Raw genomic sequence first — 18,949 nt, forward strand, 5'->3', positions numbered from 1 at the left:
ATTATGACAATCAAACGCAAGAAGGTTTCAGTCATCGGTGCAGGATTTACAGGAGCAACAACGGCATTCTTATTAGCACAAAAAGAACTGGCAGATGTTGTATTAGTGGACATTCCACAACTGGAAAATCCAACAAAAGGGAAAGCGTTAGATATGTTAGAAGCGAGCCCAGTACAAGGTTTTGATGCTAACATTATTGGAACATCTGATTACGCAGATACTGCTGATTCTGACGTTGTCGTTATTACAGCAGGTATTGCACGTAAGCCTGGTATGAGCCGTGATGACTTAGTAGCAACAAACTCTAAAATTATGAAAAGTATTACGCGCGACATTGCAAAACATTCACCAAATGCAATTATTGTTGTGTTAACAAATCCAGTTGATGCAATGACATATTCTGTATTTAAAGAAGCAGGATTCCCGAAAGAGCGTGTTATCGGTCAATCGGGTGTATTAGATACAGCTCGTTTCCGTACATTCATCGCACAAGAATTAAATCTTTCTGTAAAAGATATTACAGGATTTGTTCTTGGTGGACACGGTGACGACATGGTACCTCTTGTGCGTTATTCATATGCAGGCGGTATTCCGTTAGAAACGTTAATTCCGAAAGAGCGTTTAGAAGCAATCGTAGAACGTACACGTAAAGGTGGCGGTGAGATTGTAGGCTTATTAGGAAACGGTAGTGCATATTACGCACCAGCAGCTTCTTTAGTTGAAATGACAGAAGCAATCTTAAAAGATCAACGCCGTGTATTACCGGCTATTGCGTACCTTGAAGGTGAGTATGGTTATAGTGACCTTTACTTAGGGGTACCAGTAATTCTAGGTGGTAACGGAATTGAAAAAATTATTGAATTAGAACTTCTTGCAGATGAAAAAGAAGCGTTAGATCGCTCTGTAGAATCTGTACGTAACGTAATGAAAGTTCTTGTTTAATAATTGAATAGTAGTGAAAAAGATTCGGGATTCCGAATCTTTTTCTACTATTTACCGAATTGTTTTTTTGAAATAATATGAAAACGCTATCATTTGTAATATCCTATAATGAAACTGTAGATTTATACTATACATTGCCCTCATCATAGTAAATTTCGGATAAGGTATCGCTTTTAGTAGGATAATAAGGTGAAAAAATCGGAGGGGGTTGTAACATGTTAAAGAAAAAAGTTCAAATTGGTCGTAAAATGGATGAAATTACAGTAGGAGAGAAATTATCTATCACTGAAAAAATTGAGGATAAAGATTTGTTATTGTACTTAGGGTTAACGAATGATGCCAATCCATTATATATTCAGCATGATTACGCATCCCAAACTCCGTATGAAAAGCCGATTGTACCAAGCATTATGCTAACGGGAATGATTACAACGGCGGTTACGAAATATTTACCGGGTCCAGGAAGTCATATTACGAGAAAGGACCTTACATTCGTGAAACATGTTCACCATTATGAAACGTTACAAATCCACTTTGAAGTTGTGGCTGTTTCTGAGGAGGAACATACAATTGATATGCTTGTATCTGCTCATGATGAAAAAGGAGAAACTGTTGTGAAAGGTTCATTAACAGTAACGCCACCTTTTAAATCTGTTTCCATTATGGAAAAAGCATTAGATAATTTTTAAAAGATGAAAATATGAATAGCGCTAGCATACCTTTAATAAGGATGCTAGCGCTATTTTTAGTTGAAGAACCCTTCTTTGAACCCTTCAGCAAATTCTGAGCACCCCGTTTTAATCGTATCCCAGCTCGGAGCGTTAAAAGCAAGGATACATGTGACTGCTAAAGATAGAATGGATAGTATTAGTCGCATAATAGACCTCCTTATATTATTAATTTATATATTAAGATTAATAATATAATTATCGGTAATTGAAGTCAATTAAAGGAGTGGTTTTTTAGGTGAGGTGGAAAAGAGAAGAGTGATCTTTGAAACGGTAAGAGAAGCTGAAGTGTGGGCAGACGGGTTTGTGAATGAAATGTACGGGAGAGTATTTGATGGATATGAAACACCAGATTATAAAATAGCGTATGCTTTATCTTTTCTCTTAGCGCAAAATCGAGAACTCAATATTCATACGGAAGTAGAATTTAATAACGATATGGAAGTATATAAAGTATGGATAACAAAACATAATTGAGGCGAACGTAATTGTTTTTAGGAATAACAATAGCACAATCCGAATCCATGAATAGACAATTATATTGAGAGGGACCTTGTTTTCTAGTATGATGAGAATAACGGGGAAAATACTAGGATGAAGAAGGTTTCAAGTCTATAACTTGGAGGAAAAGAATGAACAATCGTATTTTAGTAGTTGATGATGAGGAATTTATCTTAACTTTAATCGAATTTAATTTACAACAAGCTGGGTTTGAAGTTATAACAGCGATGGATGGAGAAATGGCGCTTCAAAAAGCGACAACAGAACGCCCAGATTTAATTATATTAGATTTAATGCTTCCGAAAATGGATGGTATGGAAGTGTGTAAAGAATTACGATTGCAGCGCGTTATGACGCCGATTTTAATGTTAACGGCAAAAGATGATGAGTTTGATAAGGTGCTAGGCCTTGAACTTGGGGCAGATGATTATATGACAAAGCCATTTAGTCCAAGAGAAGTAGTTGCTCGTGTGAAGGCGATTTTGCGCCGTACGAAATTACAACAAGAAGAACAAGTTGCAGAAGCGCCAGATGAAGATAGCATCACAATTGCAGAACTTAAAATTTTACCGGAGTTTTATGAGGCTTATTTCCAAGGAAGAAAGCTTGAATTAACACCAAAAGAATTTGAACTACTTGTGTATCTTGCGAAAAATAAAAGTCGCGTGTTGACACGTGATCAATTATTAAGTGCTGTATGGAATTACGATTTTGCTGGTGATACACGAATTGTTGATGTTCATATTAGCCATTTGCGCGATAAAATTGAACAAAATACGAAAAAACCGACGTACATTAAAACGATACGTGGTTTAGGATATAAATTAGAGGAGCCAAAAGGGAATGAATAAATTTCGTTCCAGGCTTCTTTTTACATTTGTTTCTCTTATTGTATTTATTTTAGTTGGACTAGGTTTATTACTAGAAACTGTGTTTGAAAACTACTATATAGATCATGCTAAAGAGAGAATGGTAAAAGAGACAGAGTATGTTGCGACGTTAGCAGAAGAGCAAGGTTTTGATAATGTCTTAAAAAATCCATACGTATTTGAAAAGTTAGAAGAAAAAATACCAGCTTCTATCGTATTTTTGGATGAAAAAAAGAAAGTTCAATATAGAAAAGGACAAGAATTGGCATTTAGTCCAGAGACGATTAAAGAACTTTCTTCGGAAGTGGCAAAACAACGAAGTAAAGTGATTACGAAAGAAACGGATCGAAAGAATGAATTTTATCATGCGGTGTTCGTTCAAGATGTAGAAGGAAAACAAGGATACATTTTGGTGAAAAGTATAATTGATCCTTTAAGAGACGTACATCAAAAAACGTGGGGATTATTAATTATCGGATTTGTCATTGCTTGTCTCGTAGTTGTATTTTTAGGTATGAAAATTACAGGGCAATATATTAGGCCGATTGAATCGGTTACGAAAGTTGCAATTGAATTGGCAAAGGGTAATTATAAAGCACGTGCATACGAAAGTCATTCGGATGAAACAGGAATGCTGAGTAAAGCGATTAATATTTTAGCTCGAAATTTACAAGAGATGACACTTGAACAAGAAATGCAGCAAGATCGTCTGCATACGTTAATTGAAAATATGGGAAGCGGAATGATTTTAATTGATAGCCGAGGATATATAAACCTTGTAAACCGCTCTTATAAGGAAACTTTCCACGTAACAGATGAAGAATATTTAGATCGCTTATATTATGAATCGTTTCATCATACAGAAATTATTGAGCTTGTAGAAGAAATCTTTATGACAGAAGTGAAAGTGCGTAAACAAATGTTATTACCACTTGGAATTGAACGGAAGCATTTCGAAGTATATGGAGCGCCTATTATCGGGACAAACCATGAATGGAAAGGGATTGTTCTCGTATTCCATGACATAACAGAGTTAAAGAAATTAGAACAAATGAGAAAAGACTTTTTAGCGAATGTTTCTCATGAATTAAAGACACCGATTACTTCTATTAAAGGTTTTTCAGAAACACTCTTAGACGGAGCGATGGATAATAAAAAATTCTGCGAACATTTCTTGCACATTATTTTAAAAGAAAGTGAGCGCATGCAAGGATTAATTGAAGATTTATTAGATTTGTCGAAGATCGAACAACAAGGATTTAAATTAAATATGGGAACCGTTGACATGAAGGGGCTGCTTGAAGATATTCATATGGTGCTTGATAATAAAGCAGGAGAAAAAGAAATCTCTTTACAAGTGAATGTATTAAAACGTGCCTCTGTTATTGGAGATCCAAGTCGTTTGAAACAAATCTTTATTAATTTAATTAATAACGCAATCGTATATACACCGGCTGGAGGCGTTGTTTCAGTAGAGTTAGCGGAAGATAAATATAATGCTTATATAAAAGTATCGGATACTGGAATTGGTATTAGTAAAGAGGAAATTCCGCGTATTTTTGAACGTTTCTACCGGGTGGATAAAGCAAGAAGTAGAAATACTGGTGGTACCGGCCTTGGATTGTCGATCGTAAAGCATTTAGTTGAGGCGCATCAAGGTACGATTACAGTAGATAGTGAAGTTGGAGAAGGAACAACGTTTACAGTTGTTTTACCGAAATCAGCAACTGAAAAATAGGATGAAGGATGTTTACAATATATTAACAATGGCTTAATTAAATATTAATAAAGCTCTGTTAATATAATACATGAAAACCCCTTCATCCAAGGAGTAATTTTGGACGAGAATAGTTAAGCTGTTCTCGTCACTTCCCTTTATGCCAATATAAGTCTGTTTTATATATGAAAGAAAATAGCCGTTATTTTTCTTCTCTCTATTAGTCATGTTAATATAGAGAGAGGAAAGGAACGGTTTTTTTCTGTGAAAAAAATCATTTCAAATTTGTATGGGGAGGTTTCAATTTTGGAAAAAAAGGTCGTATTAGTAGATGGTAATAATATCGCGTATCGTGCATTCTTTGCACTACCGCTTTTAAATAACGACAAAGGTATACATACGAACGCAATTTACGGTTTTACAATGATGTTAATGAGAATATTAGAGGAAGAAAAGCCAACTCATATGTTAGTGGCGTTTGATGCAGGCAAAACAACGTTCCGTCATAAAACGTATAGTGAGTATAAAGGAGGGCGTCAAAAGACTCCACCTGAATTATCAGAGCAGTTCCCGTTTATTCGTGAGATGCTGGATGCGTTCAATGTACCGCGTTATGAATTAGAAAATTATGAAGCGGATGACATCATGGGAACGTTAGCGAAAGAAGCGAGTGAGCAAGGGGCAAGTGTAAAAGTTATTTCAGGAGATAAAGATTTACTTCAACTTGTTTCTGATAACACGCTTGTATGTATTCCGCGAAAAGGGATTACAGAAGTGGATGAATATACGAAAGAAGCTTTATTTGAAAAATACAGCTTATCACCAAAGCAAATTATCGATATGAAAGGTTTAATGGGAGACCAGTCAGATAATATACCGGGTGTACCAGGAGTTGGTGAAAAAACGGCAATTAAATTGTTAACACAGTTTGGAACGGTTGAAGCGGTGTATGAAAATATAGATCAAGTAAGTGGGAAGAAATTAAAAGAAAAACTGGAAGAAAATAAAGAACAAGCTCTTATGAGTAAGGATCTTGCAACTATTATTACAGATGCGCCGATTACAGTTCGTGTGGATGATATGGCGTATAAAGGATATGAAGCAAGTGATGTCATTCCAATGTTCGAGAGTTTAGGATTTACATCCCTTTTAAATAAATTAGGCGTTACGCCAGAAGAAACTGCTCCAGCTGAATTAGATGATATTACATTTGATATTGTGGAAGAAGTTACAGAAGAAATGCTTCAGCAAGATAGTGCGCTTATCGTTGAAGTACAAGAAGATAACTATCATAAAGCAGACATTCAAGGTTTCGGTATTCAAAATGAAAATGGATGTTACTTTATTCAGACAGACATTGCTCTTAAGTCAGATGCTTTTAAAGAGTGGCTTGCAGATGGAGAAATGAGAAAGCATACATTTGATGCGAAGCGTGCAATCGTTGCACTGAAATGGAATGGGATAGATATGCAAGGGATTGACTTTGATCTATTAATCGCTGCTTATTTACTTGATCCAGCTGATACGGATAAAGACTTCCGTACTGTAGCGAAAATGAAAGAAACGCATGCTGTGAAATCTGATGAAGAAGTTTACGGAAAAGGTGCGAAGCGTGCTGTTCCAAAGTTAGAGGTAGTAGCGGAGCATGTGGCTCGTAAAGTGCATGTATTATATGATGTAAAGCAAACATTCGTTGAAGAGTTAAAGAAGAATGAGCAATATGAACTGTTTACAGAGTTAGAATTGCCGCTTGCACGTGTATTAGCTGATATGGAAGTAAAGGGTGTAAAAGTTGATACAGAGCGTCTTCGTAATATGGGAGAAGAACTTGCGGGTAGATTAAAGGAAATGGAACAGGAAATTTATAAGCTTGCGGGAACAGAATTTAATATTAATTCACCGAAGCAGCTTGGTGTTATTCTGTTTGAGAACTTAAACTTGCCGGTTATTAAAAAGACGAAAACAGGTTATTCTACGTCAGCTGATGTACTAGATAAGCTTATGAATCACCATGAAATTATTCCAAATATTTTACATTATCGTCAATTAGGGAAACTAAATTCAACTTACATTGAAGGTTTACTGAAAGTTGTACATGAAGATTCATCTAAAATTCATACTCGCTTTAATCAAGTGTTAACGCAAACAGGTCGATTAAGTTCAACGGATCCGAACTTGCAAAATATCCCAATTCGATTAGAAGAAGGAAGAAAGATTCGTCAGGCATTTGTTCCGTCAGAAGAAGGATGGATTATGTATGCGGCTGATTACTCACAAATCGAACTGCGTGTATTAGCTCATATTGCAAATGATAAAGGGCTAGTTGAAGCATTCCAACATGATATGGATATTCATACGAAAACAGCTATGGATGTATTTGGCGTTAAAAAAGATGAAGTAACTTCAAATATGAGACGACAAGCGAAAGCTGTTAATTTCGGAATTGTATATGGTATTAGTGATTATGGTCTTTCACAAAACTTAGGAATTACAAGAAAAGCAGCAGCGGAATTTATTGAAAAGTATTTAGAAAGTTTCCCTGGTGTACAAGAATACATGGAGGACATCGTAAAAGATGCGAAACAAAAAGGATATGTGGCTACATTATTAAATCGTCGCCGTTATATTCCAGAAATTACGAGTCGTAATTTCAATTTACGTAGCTTCGCTGAGCGTACAGCGATGAATACACCAATTCAAGGTACTGCCGCAGATATTATTAAAAAAGCGATGATTATTATGGCGGATCGTTTAGAAGAAGAAGGATTACAAGCACGTCTTCTTCTGCAAGTACACGATGAATTGATATTTGAAGCGCCAAAAGAAGAAATTGAAAAATTAGAGAAGCTTGTACCTGAAGTAATGGAGCATGCAATTGAACTTGCAGTTCCGCTGAAAGTTGATTATTCTTACGGTCCAACTTGGTACGACGCAAAATAAGGAAGTGATGAAATGCCTGAATTACCAGAGGTTGAAAACGTCAGACGGACACTTGAAAATCTTGTAACAGGAAAAACGATTGAAGATGTTATTGTTACTTATCCAAAAATAGTGAAACGACCGGATGATGCAGAAATCTTTAAAGAAATGCTAAAAGGCGAGAAGATTGAAAATATAAAGCGAAGAGGAAAGTTTTTGCTTTTATATGTAACGAATTATGTTATTGTTTCACATTTGCGTATGGAAGGTAAGTTTTTACTACATCAAGAGGATGAGCCGATTGATAAACATACGCACGTCCGTTTCTTATTTACAGATGGAACGGAATTACATTATAAAGATGTGAGAAAGTTTGGTACGATGCATCTCTTTAAGAAAGGTGAAGAAATGAACCAAATGCCTCTTGCGGACTTAGGTCCGGAGCCATTTGATGCTGAAATGACACCGCAGTATTTACAAGAAAGATTACAAAAGACAAATCGTAAAATAAAAGTTGTGCTACTGGATCAGCGTCTTTTAGTAGGGCTTGGAAATATATATGTAGATGAAGTTTTATTCCGTTCTCAAATTCATCCGGAACGAGAAGCTTCGTCTTTAACAGTAGAAGAAATTGAGCGAATTTATGAGGCTACCGTTACAACGCTAGGCGAAGCAGTAAAGCGTGGCGGAAGTACAATTCGGACGTATATCAACTCACAAGGGCAAATTGGTTCGTTCCAAGAACTCCTAAATGTATATGGGAAAAAAGGAGAGCCGTGCGTAACTTGTGGCACGATATTAGAAAAAACAGTTGTTGGCGGGCGAGGAACGCATTACTGCCCAATTTGTCAGCCTAGAATATAGAAAAGAGATAACATCGGATAGGCATTTGTCATATACATACAGCAGAGCTATGTATAAGGGAGGAGCTTACCGATGTACCTTTATTTATCTCTTATTTTATTAGCTTTTACATTAAGCTTGGATAGCTGTAGTGTAGGGCTAACATATGGTTTAAGAAGCGTAAGAATTCCACTAAGATCAATTATAATTATCGGAATGTGTTCAGCGGCTGTTATGCTTGTTTCAATGGGAATTGGACATATGATCGCGAAAGTATTTTCACCTGTTATCGCAACGCGTATCGGTGGGCTTGTTCTTATTGGAATAGGGATTTGGGTATTATATCAATTTTTTCGAAGTGAGAAAAAAGAAGAACCGAAGCAAGAGGAGAAGGTCTGGAAATTAGAGATTGCCTCGCTAGGGCTAGTGATTCAAATTTTACGGAAACCGACTGTAGCAGATTTTGATAAATCAGGCACCATTTCTGCAGGAGAAGCATTGCTTCTTGGTATCGCTCTTTCTGTAGACTCATTTGGTGCCGGAATTGGTGCATCTTTATTAGGGTATGCACCCGCTATGATGGCGATATTAGTTGCAATTATGAGTTCTTTGTTTTTATTTATTGGAATGAAACTTGGAACGGTTTTATCGAATATGAAGTGGTTACAAAAATTTACATTCCTGCCTGGAGTATTACTCATTATTATTGGAATTTGGAAAATGTAAGTATGGGCGTGGAACATTAGTTTCGCGCCTTTTATTATGAGGAGGATTATGATGACAGTAGTAATTGGATTAACAGGAGGCATTGCAAGTGGAAAAAGTACAGTGTCTCAAATGTTTCGTGAACTGAGCATACCAGTTATTGATGCAGATATTATTGCACGAGAAGTTGTAGAGCGAGGAAAACCAGCATATAACAAAATAGTAGAAGTATTTGGAACGGAAGTGTTACAAGAAGATGGAGAACTAGATCGTCCAAAACTAGGAAGTGTCGTTTTCTATAATGAAGAAAAACGATTGCAGTTAAATAAAATTGTTCATCCTGCAGTGCGTGAGGAAATGAATAGGCAAAAGGAAATGTACATAAAAGAAGGTATGCAAGCGGTTGTGTTAGATATTCCTCTCTTATTTGAAAGCAAATTAACAAGTCTCGTTGACCGCATTTTAGTTGTAGCGGTTAAGCCGCATACGCAATTAGAACGTTTAATGAAACGAAATAACTTTTCAGAAGAAGAAGCAACAGCTCGTATTCAATCTCAAATGCCGTTAGAAGAAAAAGTGAAAAATGCAGATGAAGTGATAAATAATGATGGCACAATTATGGGAACGAAAACACAATTGCAGGTAATTTTAAAGAAGTGGAACATTATTGACTAAAAAATTGTGAAATTAATGAAAATGCTTAGTGACATATCCCCTTTTTGTGTTATACTATTATTGGGATTGGAGATAAATAGTATAACGCATTCAAGGGGGATAACATATTATGACTCGTGTGGCAATTAATGGATTTGGACGTATTGGGAGAATGGTATTTCGTCAAGCAATAAAAGAAAGCGCATTCGAAATTGTAGCAATCAATGCAAGCTATCCATCTGAAACGTTAGCACACTTAATTAAATATGATACAGTTCATGGCAAGTTTGACGGAACAGTAGAAGCATTTGAAGATCACTTATTAGTTGATGGAAAAATGATTCGCCTTTTAAACAACCGCGATCCAAAGGAATTGCCTTGGACAGATTTAGGTGTTGAAGTTGTAATTGAAGCAACTGGTAAATTTAATTCAAAAGAAAAAGCAATTCTTCACGTTGAAGCTGGAGCGAAAAAAGTAATTTTAACAGCGCCTGGTAAAAATGAAGATGTAACAATTGTAGTTGGTGTGAACGAAGACCAATTAGATATTACAAAACATACTGTTATTTCAAATGCATCTTGTACAACAAACTGTTTAGCGCCTGTTGTGAAGGTGTTAGATGAGCAGTTTGGAATTGAAAACGGTTTAATGACGACAGTTCACGCCTATACAAATGACCAAAAAAATATTGATAACCCACATAAAGATTTAAGAAGAGCACGTGCTTGCGGACAATCAATCATTCCGACAACGACAGGTGCTGCGAAAGCGCTAGCAAAAGTTCTTCCACATTTAAACGGAAAACTTCATGGTATGGCACTTCGTGTACCAACACCAAACGTGTCTCTTGTTGATTTAGTAGTAGATGTAAAACGCGATGTGACAGTTGAAGCCATTAACGATGCATTCAAAACTGTTGCAAACGGTGCGTTAAAAGGTATTGTAGAATTCAGCGAAGAGCCTTTAGTATCTATCGACTTTAATACAAATACACACTCAGCTATTATCGATGGTTTATCTACAATGGTAATGGGTGATCGTAAAGTGAAAGTACTTGCTTGGTATGATAACGAGTGGGGCTACTCTCGTCGTGTTGTAGATCTTGTAACGTTAGTTGTTGAAGAGTTAGCGAAACAAGAAAATGTGCAACACATTTAAGTGAATAAGGGAGGAGAGGGCAAGGCAACATTTGCCCTCTTTTTTTAATTTTTTCTGAAAAGGAAAAAAATTATATAAGTATATTTAAAAAAGTGGACATACCACGAAACGTTGTGATTACTGCATTTGTGAATCGTTTATTTTTTTTAGGGAAAAGTAAGGAGGAAAATATGACAGAAAATCGAAAAAACTGTTGTTGCAAAATGAAAATAAACAAAGTATACTAACACTCGTAAACTTAAGAGCTGAGGTACGTAGTCACTACTTAAAGGGTTAGGACCTCTCTGGACTAACTTTCCCCCGTGGTAGTGGAGCAAGCCAAATTGCAAATTAGTTTTCAATTCGAACAGTTAGAATAAATTTACAAGGGGGAACTGTAGAATGGATACTATGGATACGATGGGTCGTCACGTGATTGCTGAACTTTGGGATTGCGATTTCGACAAACTGAATGACATGCCGTATATTGAACAATTATTTGTGGATGCAGCACTAAAAGCTGGTGCTGAAGTGCGTGAGGTTGCTTTCCATAAATTTGCACCACAAGGTGTAAGTGGAGTAGTAATTATCTCGGAATCACATTTAACAATTCATAGCTTTCCGGAGCACGGTTACGCAAGTATTGATGTTTATACTTGTGGGGATCGTATTGATCCAAATGTTGCTGCAGAATATATTGCAGAAGGTTTAAACGCGAAAACGCGTGAGAGCATCGAGCTTCCTCGAGGAACTGGTAGCTTCGAAATTAAGCAGAGAGAAACAAAAGCTCTTTAAAAAAGAACATAATTGATTTAAAATGTAAAGAGGTGTATAATGCACCTCTTTTTTAGTTTATAAAAAAGGAAAAATATAACGTACTCGTTAGTTGAATAAATTGGATTCTTGCAAATGAGGTAGTGCTCTATATACCATCTTATTTTTAAGGATGAGATGATAAAGTGATGCGCTGAAACTTAAAGTGGTAAGAGAGTTAGAATGAGTTATATAATATTGTATATATATTTTAGGTGAAGTGAGTAGAGAAAAATAAAGAGTATAGTGTAAAGGAGTGAATGTATTGCGTTGTCCATCCTGTTCTCATAATGGTACAAGAGTGTTAGATTCGCGTCCGGTAGACGAGGGGCGCTCTATTCGAAGAAGGAGAGAGTGTGAAAGCTGCTTAAGTCGCTTTACGACCTTTGAAAGGGTAGAAGAGTCACCTCTTATCGTTGTAAAAAAAGAAGGCACACGAGAAGAGTTTAATAAAGAAAAGATTTTACGTGGTTTAATTAAAGCGTGTGAAAAAAGACCAGTATCTTTAAGACAATTAGAAGAAGTAACACAAAGCGTGGAACGTGAACTGCGTAATTTAGGTATATCAGAAGTGAAAAGTGATATGATTGGTGAAATTGTCATGGAAGAACTTCGCGATATTGATGATGTTGCTTACGTACGTTTTGCTTCTGTATATCGTCAATTTAAAGATTTAAATGTATTTATTGAAGAATTAAAAGATATACTGCAAAAAGAAAGAGAGTAGAAGTTGTATTTTATTCTCTTTACATACCGTAAGTAATAGGATAAGAGAGCTAGAAGCGCAAGCTAATAGCTCTTTTTCACTAAGAATTTATATAATGAAGATAGAACGAATGAAGTAGAGGATAGATTGGATGAGAGAAAGGAAAAGCAAGAATGGAAAAACAGTCATGGATGGAGCTATTGCCGATTGATCGTTATAAAGTAAGTGCGAAAGGGCTACTGCACAATTACGACCGAAAAGTGTTAACGATGTTGTATCAGCCGTTAATAGGTAGTAGAGCTTTTAGCTTATACATGACACTATGGGGAGAGCTAGAGCAAGATCGTGTATTTGGAAAAGAGAATACGCATCATTCCCTTATGGTGACTATGCAAATGCAACTTCCTGAAATATATGAGGAACGAGTAAAGTTAGAGGCAATTGGGCTATTGAAGGTATATATTAAGAAAGAAAAAGATATTCGAATGTTCATATATGAGTTGCAACCACCTTTATCTCCGAAGCAGTTTTTTGATGATATTGTTTTAAGTATCTTTTTATACAATCGATTGAGCCGGACAAAATATAATCAAGTAAAGCAATATTTCTTAGAAGAAGAATTTGATTTTGCTTCTTATGAAAATGTTACGCGTTCTTTCAATGATGTGTTTGGTTCGTTTAATCCAGGACAGCTTGAGCATGCGCAAGAAGACCTTCGTATTCCAAAAACGACAACTATGCCAAGTAACGAGAAGGGAGACGCTCCGAAAGTTTGGAATGATTTCTTTGATTTCTCTTTATTTGTAGATGGATTGTCCGCTCTTGTTCCTAAAAAGGCGATTACAGATCAAGTGAGAGACTGCGTTATAACACTTGCTTACGTGTATGGTGTAGATGTGTTATCGATGCAAAATATCGTTCTTGGTGCAGTGACAGAGATGCAAACAATTGATACGGAAAGGCTTAGAAAAGGAGCGCGCGATTGGTATCAATTTGAAAATGGTCAAGCATTACCGGTATTAAGTGAAAGAGTACAGCCTCATGCTGCACGTACGATGAAAGAGAAAGAGCCTTCATCGCAAGAGGAGATGTTAATAAAGCAGCTAGAGGAAATCTCGCCAAAACAACTATTGAAAGAGATTTCTGGTGGTGCAGAGGCAACGAAAGCGGACTTGCAGATCGTTGAAGATGTCATGATTAATCAAAAATTGACACCAGGAGTTGTGAATGTACTTATTTATTACGTTATGCTACGCTCAGATATGAAACTTGCGAAAACGTATGTCGAGAAGATTGCTGGGCATTGGGCACGTAAAAAGGTCGGTACAGTAGCGGACGCGATGGCGTTAGCGAAAGAAGAGAACCGTCAATATCAAGAGTGGGCTGAGACGAAGAAAAAAGGCCGTACGGCGAAGAAAACGGTGCGGAAAGAAATGGTGCCAGATTGGCTTAAGGAAGAAGAGCCGAAAGAACAAGAGAAAGAAACAGAGAAGAAAGATACAAGTGTAGAAAAAGATGCAAGTACGCTAGAAGATGAAAGAAAACGACTAGAAGAAGTGTTAAAAAAATATAAGCGTGATTAATAGAAGAGAATGAACGCTCTTTGAGGTGAGAAAATGGAGCATATTCAAAATTCATTTGCAAAATTAATGGAAAATGAAAACTTTAAAAATAGATATGAAGTACTAAAGGCAGAAGTAATGGCGCATCCGCGTGTGAAAGAATTTATAGACGAACATAAGGGTGAAGTAACGACTTCTATGATTGAGCGCAGTCTTGTGAAGTTATATGAATATATTGGACAAAGTGTAGGTTGCGTGGATTGTCCGGATTTAGGTTCATGTAAAAATATGCTACAAGGTTATGAGCCAAAGCTTGTTATTCAAGGGAAGATGATTGATATTCAATACGATCGCTGCGTTAGAAAAGTAGCGCATGACGAGAGAAAGAAATATGAAAAACTCGTTCAAAGTGTATATATGCCAACGGATATTTTGCAGGCAACTATGGAAAACTTAGACCCTTCTGATTTAAATGCACGTATCGATGCAATTGGTGCAGCGAATGAATTTTTAAGTACATATGAACCAGGTAAAAAAGCACAAGGTTTATATTTGTACGGTAAATTTGGTGTAGGAAAAACGTACCTTTTAGGAGCAATAGCGAACGAGCTTGCTCGAAAGAAAATAAGTTCGATGCTCGTATACTTCCCGGAATTTTTACGTGAAATTAAAAGTTCAATTCAAGATAATTCGATTGGTGAAAAGATTGATGCGGTTAAACGCGTACAAGTTTTAATGTTAGACGATATCGGGGCAGAAGCGATGTCAAGCTTTGTGCGTGACGATGTGCTTGGTGCAATCTTGCAATTCCGTATGTTAGAAAACTTACCGACGTTCTTTACGTCTAATTTTGATTTTAAACAACTGGAACACCATTTAACGTATACGCAGCGTGGTGAGGCTGAAGAAATGAAGGCAGCACGTATTATGGAGAGAATTAAATATTTAGCGAAACCAATTCCAATTGGTGGGAAAAACCGTCGTCATAAGTAAAAGAGTAAGCTTCTCAGCTTGCTCTTTTTTTGTATTATAGTGATATTTTCTTTTCGAATATGAGATCGAAATATTCAGGTTGTCCAGAACTGCCAAACGTAGGGGCAACAATCTGTACGAACCTCCAGCCATCTCTAGCATGTTCTTGAATAATTTCTTGGTAGTCTTCAGCTGGTTTTGAGCGAGTGAACCCCCAATGTAATTCGACTTTTACGAATTTATATTCAAACATTCAGATACCCCCTTTTATTGATAAGTAAAGTATACAATAAAAATTCATAGTAGCTTGTATCATTTTTTTCTCCCTCCCTTAATATATATAAAATTAGCAAGCCATATTGAGTGGATTTTCTAACGATAGGAAATGTGATTCTACTAAGAGTGAAATTCACGCGGGACGGACTCTTATAGGATTTGTAACGTATAGATACAGTCCTTTAGAGCGGGGATAAAAGGGGGGACAAAAGTGATTGAAATTTGCTTCGAAGAAAAAAATGATGCTATGCACGTATATAGACAATTGCTGAAAAGAGCGGAAGTGTTATATAAGGAAACGAGTGTGTATTTACAGGAACAAAAAGTGGTGATTCACATACCAGTACGTGAATCGAATTATATTGAAAAAATCTTATTGCCAGTAATGGTGTATTTCATTGTGAATGTGAAACAAAATGAGTGGATTTATACGATTTTAAAAGAAAAGTTTTTTTATGAAGAACAAGAAGAGTGTCATCAAATATTGCACATGGCACATGAGATTTTAAAGGGAAGAAGAAAAGGTGTAGCTCAGGATTTAACGCGTAACGCATTTGAGTCATATATTAAGTCTTCTTTAAATAATTGGCTTTGTGATCCGCTCTCATTCTCGTTTTCATCATATATCCGTTTTCGTCTTCGTACATATAGGGAAATGGTGGCTAAACTTGCGGAAGTGGCAATTGATGAATATAAGATGGAGCAAGAATACCAAATGTTCATTGAGACGCTTCGGCAACAAGTAAGTAGCCGTAAATCACGTTTGTCTTGCGTGCATCTTATTTTTGATGAAAGCTTTATCTTTTATGATGATAAAGGTAGACGTTTAAAACAGGAGAAGTTGGTCCAATATATAGATGAGGAATTATTAAAGCAAAATGATGTATATATTGATACGAAAGTAATTGCGCCGCTTCTTTCTATTTCGCCTAAAAAGATTTATTTATATACGAAAGAACAAGACCATAATATGATTATTACTTTGCGAAATGTGTTCCAAGAACGGGTCCAATTACATGGATTACATGATTTTGAGCGCAATGTGAAAAATTTAAAAAATAAAGGTAACGCCCTTGATTTTCTAAGTTTTTGAGCATATAATTACCTACATAAATGAAATATATTGAAATGTCATGATGAGGACATGAGTAGTTTTCTACGATTTTCAGAGAGGGAAGCCTTAGGGTGTGAGCTTCCTAGTACGGGATTATTACTTACCACCTCTAAACTTTAGCAGTGAACGGTTTTTCTAGTAATTGCTAACGGACAACACCGTTATGTTGAACTTGAGCAATTAACAATTATGTTAATTGGAACAAGGGTGGAACCACGAATTCAACACTCGTCCCTTTTTACGGGATGAGTGTTTTTTATTTTGAGAAAAAGAGGAGTGACCAGTGATGGCAGATGTAGTTAAAATTACTTTCCCTGATGGAGCTGTGAAGGAGTTTCCAAAAGGCGTAACAACTGAAGAAATCGCAGCTTCTATTAGCCCAGGCTTAAAGAAAAAAGCTGTAGCTGGAAAATTAAACGATGAGATGATCGATCTTGTTACACCAATCGAAGAAGATGGTGCAGTTTCTATCATTACATTAGATTCTGAAGATGGCCTATATATTTTACGCCATTCAACAGCCCACCTTTTAGCACAAGCGTTAAAACGTTTATATAAAGATGTTAAGGTTGAGCTTGGCATTGGTCCAGTAATTGAAAATGGCTTCTACTACGATATTGATATGGAAGAAGCAATTACAGTTGAAGACTTCAAGAAAATCGAAAAAGAAATGCAAAAAATCGTGAACGAGAACTTAGAAATCGTTCGTCATGAAGTACCACGTGCAGAAGCAATTCGTCGCTTTGAAGAAATCGGCGATGAGTTAAAATTAGATTTAATTAACGATCTTCCAGAAGATGCAGTTATTTCAATCTATGAGCAAGGCGAATTTTTCGACCTTTGTCGTGGTGTTCACCTTCCATCTACAGGGAAAATTAAAGTGTTTAAATTATTAAGCGTTGCAGGTGCTTACTGGCGCGGCGATAGCAATAATAAAATGCTACAACGTATTTACGGTACTGCATTCGTTAAGAAAGCAGAATTAGATGAGCACTTACGTATGCTTGAAGAAGCGAAAGAGCGCGATCACCGTAAATTAGGTAAAGAATTAAAACTATTTACTAATAGCCAAAAAGTAGGACAAGGTTTACCACTTTGGTTACCAAAAGGTGCAACAATCCGCCGCATTATCGAGCGTTACATCGTTGATAAAGAAGCAAGCTTAGGCTATGATCACGTATATACTCCAGTACTAGGGAGCAGAGAGCTTTATGAAACTTCTGGTCACTGGAACCACTACCGTGATGGCATGTTCCCATCAATGGAAATGGATAACGAAGAATTAGTTCTTCGTCCAATGAACTGTCCTCATCATATGATGGTTTATAAAAATGATATTCACAGCTACCGTGAATTACCAATCCGTATTGCAGAACTTGGAACAATGCACCGTTATGAAATGTCAGGTGCGTTATCTGGATTACAACGTGTACGCGGAATGACTTTAAACGATGCGCACATTTTCGTTCGTCCAGATCAAATTAAAGAAGAGTTAAAACGTGTTGTAAACTTAACTCTAGAAGTGTACAAAGATTTCGGTTTAGAGAACTACTCATTCCGTCTATCTTACCGCGACCCAGCAGATACTAAAAAGTATTATGCGGATGATGAGATGTGGGAAAAAGCACAAGGTATGTTAAAAGAAGCTATGGATGAAATGGGTCTTGATTACTATGAAGCTGAAGGTGAAGCGGCATTCTACGGTCCAAAACTTGATGTTCAAGTTCGTACTGCTCTTGGAAAAGACGAAACACTTTCAACTGTACAATTAGACTTCTTACTTCCAGAACGCTTTGAATTATCATACGTTGGCGAAGACGGTAAACAACATCGTCCAGTTGTAATTCACCGTGGTGTTGTATCAACTATGGAACGTTTTGTAGCCTTCTTAATTGAAGAATACAAAGGTGCATTCCCAACATGGTTAGCTCCAGTTCAAGTACAAGTAATTCCAGTTTCTCCGCAAGTACATTTAGACTATGCGAAGAAAGTACAAGACGAATTGCGTCGTGCTGGTATCCGTGTTGAATTAGACACTCGTGAAGAGAAGATCGGTTACAAAATCCGTGAAGCACAAATGCAAAAAATTCCGTACATGCTTGTAGTAGGTGACAATGAAGTAACTGAAAACGGCGTAAACGTACGTAAATATGGTGAACAAAAATCAGAAACAATCGCATTAGATGCTTTTGTTGACATGATTAAAGTAGAAGGAAAACGATAAGAAAAAGCCGCGGTATACCGCGGCTTTTTTATGTAATATACTCGAGAGAAATTAGAAAAAATAACCATGTGACACTTATCATAAAAAAGTATTGCAAGTATGTTAGTTGTTTGTTACAATATTTCTTGTTGTTAGTAAAACACATCGCGTCTTCTTGACAGACGTCATGTCCTATGATAAACTCATCAAGGATAATAGAATATTGTTTTGTGGAACAAGTAGAAGCACCCGCTTCTCACCTGATGGACGCATTCGCAGTTAACAGG

At 36.5% G+C, this 18,949-nt stretch carries 17 protein-coding genes, 1 pseudogene and 2 other annotated features (1 of these 20 cut by a window edge); of the genes and pseudogenes, 16 read left to right on the top strand and 2 right to left on the bottom strand.

Annotated features, from left to right (window positions below; genetic code table 11):
• Positions 1–3 precede the first annotated feature (3 nt).
• Both mdh and D1166_RS02880 read left to right on the top strand, forming a co-directional pair.
• Complete coding sequence (mdh, locus tag D1166_RS02875) at positions 4–942, top strand: malate dehydrogenase (RefSeq protein WP_000153232.1); 939 nt, start codon at positions 4–6, stop codon at positions 940–942.
• Positions 943–1,157: 215 nt separating this feature from the next.
• Complete coding sequence (locus D1166_RS02880) at positions 1,158–1,631, top strand: MaoC family dehydratase (protein WP_000914180.1); 474 nt, start codon at positions 1,158–1,160, stop codon at positions 1,629–1,631.
• Between the two features lie 56 nt (positions 1,632–1,687).
• Here D1166_RS02880 and D1166_RS31675 read toward each other — a convergent pair whose 3' ends face one another.
• Positions 1,688–1,819 carry a hypothetical protein gene (locus D1166_RS31675; RefSeq protein ID WP_001237022.1) on the bottom strand — a complete coding sequence of 44 codons (132 nt, stop codon included), beginning with the start codon at positions 1,817–1,819 and terminating at the stop codon, positions 1,688–1,690.
• An 89-nt stretch (positions 1,820–1,908) separates the two neighbouring features.
• On the opposite strand from D1166_RS31675, the pseudogene D1166_RS02885 reads away from it, so the two are divergent.
• From D1166_RS02885 to dnaI, 12 genes and pseudogenes are all read left to right on the top strand, one after another.
• A pseudogene (locus D1166_RS02885) lies at positions 1,909–2,147 on the top strand (hypothetical protein).
• 155 nt (positions 2,148–2,302) lie between these two features.
• The gene (phoP, locus tag D1166_RS02890; RefSeq protein ID WP_001065220.1) at positions 2,303–3,022 is read left to right on the top strand and encodes a two-component system response regulator PhoP; all 720 of its coding nucleotides are present in this window, start codon (positions 2,303–2,305) and stop codon (positions 3,020–3,022) included.
• On the top strand, positions 3,015–4,778 hold the full coding sequence (gene phoR, locus D1166_RS02895; protein ID WP_001032106.1) for a sensory box histidine kinase PhoR: 1,764 nt from the start codon (positions 3,015–3,017) through the stop codon (positions 4,776–4,778). The genes phoP and phoR overlap by 8 nt, the downstream gene beginning before the upstream one ends.
• 285 nt (positions 4,779–5,063) lie before the next feature.
• A complete protein-coding gene (gene polA, locus D1166_RS02900) occupies positions 5,064–7,697 on the top strand; it encodes a DNA polymerase I (RefSeq protein WP_000412807.1) in 2,634 nt (877 codons plus the stop codon).
• Positions 7,698–7,709: 12 nt separating this feature from the next.
• Entirely contained in the window at positions 7,710–8,540 is an 831-nt protein-coding gene (gene mutM / locus D1166_RS02905) for a DNA-formamidopyrimidine glycosylase (protein WP_001114478.1), read from the top strand.
• Between the two features lie 72 nt (positions 8,541–8,612).
• Positions 8,613–9,245, top strand: a complete 633-nt coding sequence (gene ytaF / locus D1166_RS02910) for a sporulation membrane protein YtaF (protein ID WP_000281743.1) — start codon at positions 8,613–8,615, stop codon at positions 9,243–9,245.
• Positions 9,246–9,296: 51 nt separating this feature from the next.
• The gene (gene coaE / locus D1166_RS02915) at positions 9,297–9,899 is read left to right on the top strand and encodes a dephospho-CoA kinase (RefSeq protein ID WP_000219315.1); all 603 of its coding nucleotides are present in this window, start codon (positions 9,297–9,299) and stop codon (positions 9,897–9,899) included.
• Between the two features lie 109 nt (positions 9,900–10,008).
• Complete coding sequence (locus D1166_RS02920; RefSeq protein ID WP_000198974.1) at positions 10,009–11,037, top strand: glyceraldehyde-3-phosphate dehydrogenase; 1,029 nt, start codon at positions 10,009–10,011, stop codon at positions 11,035–11,037.
• 390 nt (positions 11,038–11,427) lie between these two features.
• Positions 11,428–11,811: an adenosylmethionine decarboxylase gene (gene speD, locus D1166_RS02925; protein WP_098413228.1), complete on the top strand. Its 384-nt coding sequence runs from the start codon at positions 11,428–11,430 to the stop codon at positions 11,809–11,811.
• A 283-nt stretch (positions 11,812–12,094) separates the two neighbouring features.
• Positions 12,095–12,556 (top strand): transcriptional regulator NrdR, encoded by a 462-nt coding sequence (gene nrdR, locus D1166_RS02930; protein WP_001203687.1) that lies wholly within the window; start codon positions 12,095–12,097, stop codon positions 12,554–12,556.
• Positions 12,557–12,708: 152 nt separating this feature from the next.
• Positions 12,709–14,118 (top strand): replication initiation and membrane attachment family protein, encoded by a 1,410-nt coding sequence (locus tag D1166_RS02935; protein ID WP_000415029.1) that lies wholly within the window; start codon positions 12,709–12,711, stop codon positions 14,116–14,118.
• 33 nt (positions 14,119–14,151) lie between these two features.
• Positions 14,152–15,090, top strand: coding sequence for a primosomal protein DnaI (gene dnaI / locus D1166_RS02940; RefSeq protein ID WP_000400104.1), 939 nt, complete (start codon positions 14,152–14,154; stop codon positions 15,088–15,090).
• A gap of 34 nt (positions 15,091–15,124) precedes the next feature.
• Here dnaI and D1166_RS02945 read toward each other — a convergent pair whose 3' ends face one another.
• On the bottom strand, positions 15,125–15,322 hold the full coding sequence (locus D1166_RS02945; protein ID WP_000464456.1) for a DUF4177 domain-containing protein: 198 nt from the start codon (positions 15,320–15,322) through the stop codon (positions 15,125–15,127).
• Positions 15,323–15,556: 234 nt separating this feature from the next.
• Here D1166_RS02945 and ytxC point away from each other — a divergent pair, with 234 nt between their 5' ends.
• Together ytxC and thrS are read left to right on the top strand one after the other, a co-directional pair.
• On the top strand, positions 15,557–16,438 hold the full coding sequence (gene ytxC / locus D1166_RS02950; protein ID WP_000569629.1) for a putative sporulation protein YtxC: 882 nt from the start codon (positions 15,557–15,559) through the stop codon (positions 16,436–16,438).
• A 31-nt stretch (positions 16,439–16,469) separates the two neighbouring features.
• Positions 16,470–16,698: a binding site (T-box leader), on the top strand.
• A gap of 47 nt (positions 16,699–16,745) precedes the next feature.
• The gene (gene thrS, locus D1166_RS02955; protein ID WP_000786083.1) at positions 16,746–18,683 is read left to right on the top strand and encodes a threonine--tRNA ligase; all 1,938 of its coding nucleotides are present in this window, start codon (positions 16,746–16,748) and stop codon (positions 18,681–18,683) included.
• Between the two features lie 210 nt (positions 18,684–18,893).
• Positions 18,894–18,949 (top strand) — a sequence feature (ribosomal protein L20 leader region); it runs 65 nt beyond the window's last position.

Origin of the sequence: Bacillus sp. ISO11, assembly GCF_003458115.1 — a bacterium.
Lineage (GTDB): Bacteria > Bacillota > Bacilli > Bacillales > Bacillaceae_G > Bacillus_A > Bacillus_A cereus.

Excerpts from the sequence above, each read along its gene's own strand:
- mdh (WP_000153232.1), top strand. The coding sequence starts at position 4 with ATGACAATCAAACGCAAGAAGGTTTCAGTCATCGGTGCAGGATTTACA.
- D1166_RS02880 (WP_000914180.1), top strand. The coding sequence starts at position 1,158 with ATGTTAAAGAAAAAAGTTCAAATTGGTCGTAAAATGGATGAAATTACA.
- D1166_RS31675 (WP_001237022.1), bottom strand. The coding sequence starts at position 1,819 with ATGCGACTAATACTATCCATTCTATCTTTAGCAGTCACATGTATCCTT.
- phoP (WP_001065220.1), top strand. The coding sequence starts at position 2,303 with ATGAACAATCGTATTTTAGTAGTTGATGATGAGGAATTTATCTTAACT.
- phoR (WP_001032106.1), top strand. The coding sequence starts at position 3,015 with ATGAATAAATTTCGTTCCAGGCTTCTTTTTACATTTGTTTCTCTTATT.
- mutM (WP_001114478.1), top strand. The coding sequence starts at position 7,710 with ATGCCTGAATTACCAGAGGTTGAAAACGTCAGACGGACACTTGAAAAT.
- ytaF (WP_000281743.1), top strand. The coding sequence starts at position 8,613 with ATGTACCTTTATTTATCTCTTATTTTATTAGCTTTTACATTAAGCTTG.
- coaE (WP_000219315.1), top strand. The coding sequence starts at position 9,297 with ATGACAGTAGTAATTGGATTAACAGGAGGCATTGCAAGTGGAAAAAGT.
- D1166_RS02920 (WP_000198974.1), top strand. The coding sequence starts at position 10,009 with ATGACTCGTGTGGCAATTAATGGATTTGGACGTATTGGGAGAATGGTA.
- speD (WP_098413228.1), top strand. The coding sequence starts at position 11,428 with ATGGATACGATGGGTCGTCACGTGATTGCTGAACTTTGGGATTGCGAT.
- D1166_RS02935 (WP_000415029.1), top strand. The coding sequence starts at position 12,709 with ATGGAAAAACAGTCATGGATGGAGCTATTGCCGATTGATCGTTATAAA.
- dnaI (WP_000400104.1), top strand. The coding sequence starts at position 14,152 with ATGGAGCATATTCAAAATTCATTTGCAAAATTAATGGAAAATGAAAAC.
- D1166_RS02945 (WP_000464456.1), bottom strand. The coding sequence starts at position 15,322 with ATGTTTGAATATAAATTCGTAAAAGTCGAATTACATTGGGGGTTCACT.
- thrS (WP_000786083.1), top strand. The coding sequence starts at position 16,746 with ATGGCAGATGTAGTTAAAATTACTTTCCCTGATGGAGCTGTGAAGGAG.